Source organism: Xanthomonas bromi (genome assembly GCF_900092025.1).
Lineage (GTDB): Bacteria > Pseudomonadota > Gammaproteobacteria > Xanthomonadales > Xanthomonadaceae > Xanthomonas > Xanthomonas bromi.
Map to the genome: position 1 here is coordinate 1 of NZ_FLTX01000094.1, position 3,732 is coordinate 3,732.

Genomic DNA, 3,732 nt, shown 5'->3' on the forward strand with positions numbered 1-3,732 from the left:
CTGGCTGTCGGTGAAACGGGATGTCTTCATGGAACCTCCTCAGAAAAGGGTACGAGAAAATTCCACTTCTGCCGTCAGCTAACCTGTGGGGGGATTACCCAAGGCCTGCAGGTGCGGTGGACCCAAAGATGTCCACGCGCTGGAAGGCGTGCGCGCTGAACTCGCCGCAGCGCGGGCCGAGCTGGTCGAAGAGCGCCAGCGCCGGGAACGAGCCTAGGCGGACACCTTGCGGGCCACGGTACGACTGAGCACGCTGGAACAACTCCTGGCGCAGCTGCGGCCAGCGCACTCCGTTGGCGAATCCGAAAAGGCCATCGCAACCGGTGCAATGCCGGCAGGCAGATGATCAGCCGTTTGGCTAAAGGTCGGGAATCTCCCGCGTCAATGCTTCGTCGTCCCAAACACGCCTTCGGTGAGGCGATGCGAATCGGAGTGTTCCGCGCCAAACTTGCTTCTCCACCGTTATATGGGCGGCACGCTGCCTACCGACATGCTCTTCCATCAGTTGATGGTATGCCAGACATGGGTACAACTGAGATAGGAGTGGATTCACTCGTGAAGTGATAAGTGATAATTTCCAGATTTTTGGTTAAATTTACCTTTTGTAAGAATTTATTCCGAAAATCCTATTCATATTAATTCAAAACTTGAGGTGCTAGTCATGCGTGTGGCTAAAAATAATGTGAAACCCGTTGTGTCACTGCTAGTGAATCAGCCCAGCAAGAGTACCCCCGCTTCGGCCCAAGCGATAGGTGGAGCGACTAGTTCAAATGAAATTCTCTCAGGACTCGTATCTTTTCCAAAGAATGCAAATCGCACATCATCCAGCAGGAACAATCCGCGAGGATTGGCAGGTATTGCAAAGACTGCCATGAAATATATTGCAGGAGCTGCCGGTGCTGCTTATATCTACGACAACACCGCCAATCGATTCTTTCTTTCGACAACGTCACTCCATGATGGTAAGCAAGGATTTACCAGTGACGTTCGCCTGCGGGAAGCGGAGAAAAAGGCAGAGGCTAATTATGCCGAATATCATGCGCATGGATGCCCTGAGAACGTTAAGGGGGCGCGCACTTCATTATTGCCAAAGCTTGTTGGAGAAAATTCTTTCGTCACCATGTTAGATTTTCGCTCAGCTACCAAGGTTTACATGAAAGAATTGATCAATACCAAGGAAGCCCGTGATTCTATCGCACTGAATGTATCATGCATTCTTGGCGAGCGCATAAAGCCCGCCCTGCTCACCAAGTATGGAGTCGTTCAAGCTCCCGTCGATTTCGATATAACCAAGGAGGCTGATTTTCAAGTTAAAAACAAATATTCGCTTTCAGGCGTTCCAAACCACGACAGCGGCTCCTACGGTTATGCATCGCGATCTATTTCTAATCCTTTTATTGAGAAGGGCGAAAAACATCACGCCCAAGCAATCACCAGTGACCGAGCGTTGACACCCAAAGCATGCATCGCTGGATTGCAGCCACTGCTGGAAAATTCCGAATCACTTACTTCGGAAGCCCAGTTCCGGGCCGGCCAGGCACTACTGATTCTTAGACCAGTGTACTGCAGTCCAAAAACCTGGGGCGACGCTCACAAGGTGCTGATGCCCTTTCTTGAGGGAAGGGGCTTAGCTTCCTCACATGAAAATAAGCGTCTTGGTGAAACTAGGCCATTTAATCGCAATGACATGGAAAAAGGAGTTGCCCGACGCAATACGAGCGTCGCTGGGCCGCTTCTCCATGAGCTTAACATGGTGATGAATAAATCGATTTATAAAAAAGACGAAGATTCGATGAAAGACCTTAGGTCTAAAAAATTAAGAGAGATGAAGTATATACCAATTTGTCATTTTAAAATGAATGATGATTGCTCCGGTTTCGAGGATTCTTCCGGCTTGGCTGATTCGTTTACCGGATACAACGTGTCGGCGTATATCAACCATGCGCGCCTATTAAGTGGCGAAGATAGGCTTTCTAAGAAAGACGTTGTTACCATAGTCGGATGCCTGAACGCTGTTTACGACAACGCCAGTAGCGAGCGTCATACACTCAGAGAAATTGCGCATGGGTGTTTTGTCGGAGCTGGCTACACAGTGGAGGACGCTGAAGCTTTTTACAAAGACATATGCAAGAATTCCGCACGGGAGTTTTATGGCGGAGAAGCGCTTAGGGAACCTCTGAACAACGCGCCACAAATGCGAGACACTCTCTGTTCGGAGTGAGGAGGCATCCATGCAACTGACGTTCGGTGACGCCGAAGGCCTGGGCAAGCGCAAGCAGAGGTTGCAGTTGCGTCCAGCGCGAACCAGGGCGCAACGCGCGCCATGTCACTTCTTGCCCCAGTCCTTGAACTGCGACGCCAGATCCGTTGGCGCGTCCGGCGCCGTTCTGATGCCTTGGGCCTTGCGCATCGCATAGGTCATCAAGCCAGGAACGGTGGTCACGAACTCGCCGATCGACTTGGGGACCGGCCAGATGTTGGGGTCGTTCGGTTCGACCTGGCACTCGGCTTCCACCTCCGGCGGGAACACCGGCTGCTTGCAGCTCTTGAACACCAGCCAGCGCACGACAGTGAACGTGCCGATGAAGGGGAACAGCAGCACGCGCTTGAACGGCGTGGTGGCATTGGTGAAACCGACCGCCGAGATCAGGCAGTTCTTCCAGGTCGGCGCCACCGACAGTTCGACATACTTGTCCAGCGGGTGCTCGGCCACCGCCTCCGGACCTTCCTCCATGTAGCGACGGATGAACTCCCACATCTCCTTGACCGGCTCGTCGCGTTCGGCGCAGTGGCCTAGCGCGAAGGTGTCCTTGACGATAGTGCCGTCGAGAATCTCGCCACGGATGTCGCGCAGGAATTTCATGTCGGTACCGCGGCCGATGTGGAAGAAGACATCGTCCCAGGGGACGATCAGCAGGCCGCCATCGCGTTTTTCGCGGAAGACGTAGACCTTACGGGTTTTGCGGTTGAAGCGAATTGGGTAGTATAAATAACAGAAAAAATCATGCCTTAGAAAAAGCAAATATACCGCCGCTGCGGACCCTAAAGACATGAGGCCCATAGTTCCAATTGCCCAAGCGCCGCGCCCACCCTCGGCCATCCTCGAAAAGCAAAATACAGTGAACGCCAAAAACCCAAGCATGCCAATAAAAACCACTGACATATTAAGCATTCCTCTGTAGAGGAACCTTCTATCAATCCATTCGATAAAATTTGAATTTATTGAGATAAGCCCCAATCTCTGCAACGCAGCCTCCCCACCCTTTTTCTTAGAAAGGGCGGACGCAAGCTCCTCGGAGGTCAAATCTCTATTTTTTTTGAAGCCTCTTATCCAACCAGTATACATTTCATCAACCCTTACTTAGCGACTCTAGGGCAAGCTGCTGCTGAGCCAAACCACCAAAGGCTGAATCTGTCCCTCCGCCCTGATCGGCTAATCCAAACTGAGTATCTACCAACCAATCCTGCAATGCGTTTGGCTTAATCCAGTAAACAACCCCCATAATCACAGCCACCAACAAACCCACTATTAAACCAAATCCAGCCAGACCGGCAAACAACAACATAAATGCCGCCATAATTGATGCAAACCCTAAGCCCCCCATAAGCACGCCGATAAACGGATGTTTCTTATACGTTGAAACACCATCCTTAATCGCCAAAATCCCCCCAATTACCCCCCCCACAACGCCCATCAACTTGCCCGTGCCGGTAAACCAACTGGCCCGGCTG

Annotated in this window: 2 protein-coding genes and 2 pseudogenes; 2 read left to right on the forward strand and 2 right to left on the reverse strand. The window is 51.6% G+C overall.

Annotated elements, in window-relative coordinates:
- Positions 1 to 99: 99 nt before the first annotated feature.
- A pseudogene (locus tag XBLMG947_RS22175) lies at positions 100 to 346 on the forward strand (integrase); the annotation flags it as partial.
- A gap of 315 nt (positions 347 to 661) precedes the next feature.
- Positions 662 to 2,221, forward strand: coding sequence for a XopAG/AvrGf1 family type III secretion system effector (gene xopAG, locus XBLMG947_RS22180; protein ID WP_209437492.1), 1,560 nt, complete (start codon positions 662 to 664; stop codon positions 2,219 to 2,221).
- A 105-nt stretch (positions 2,222 to 2,326) separates the two neighbouring features.
- On the opposite strand, the gene XBLMG947_RS20255 is transcribed toward xopAG, so the two are convergent.
- Together XBLMG947_RS20255 and XBLMG947_RS20260 are read right to left on the reverse strand one after the other, a co-directional pair.
- Complete coding sequence (locus XBLMG947_RS20255; RefSeq protein ID WP_065470331.1) at positions 2,327 to 3,346, reverse strand: DUF6708 domain-containing protein; 1,020 nt, start codon at positions 3,344 to 3,346, stop codon at positions 2,327 to 2,329.
- Positions 3,347 to 3,350: 4 nt separating this feature from the next.
- A pseudogene (locus tag XBLMG947_RS20260) lies at positions 3,351 to 3,732 on the reverse strand (T6SS effector BTH_I2691 family protein); the annotation flags it as partial.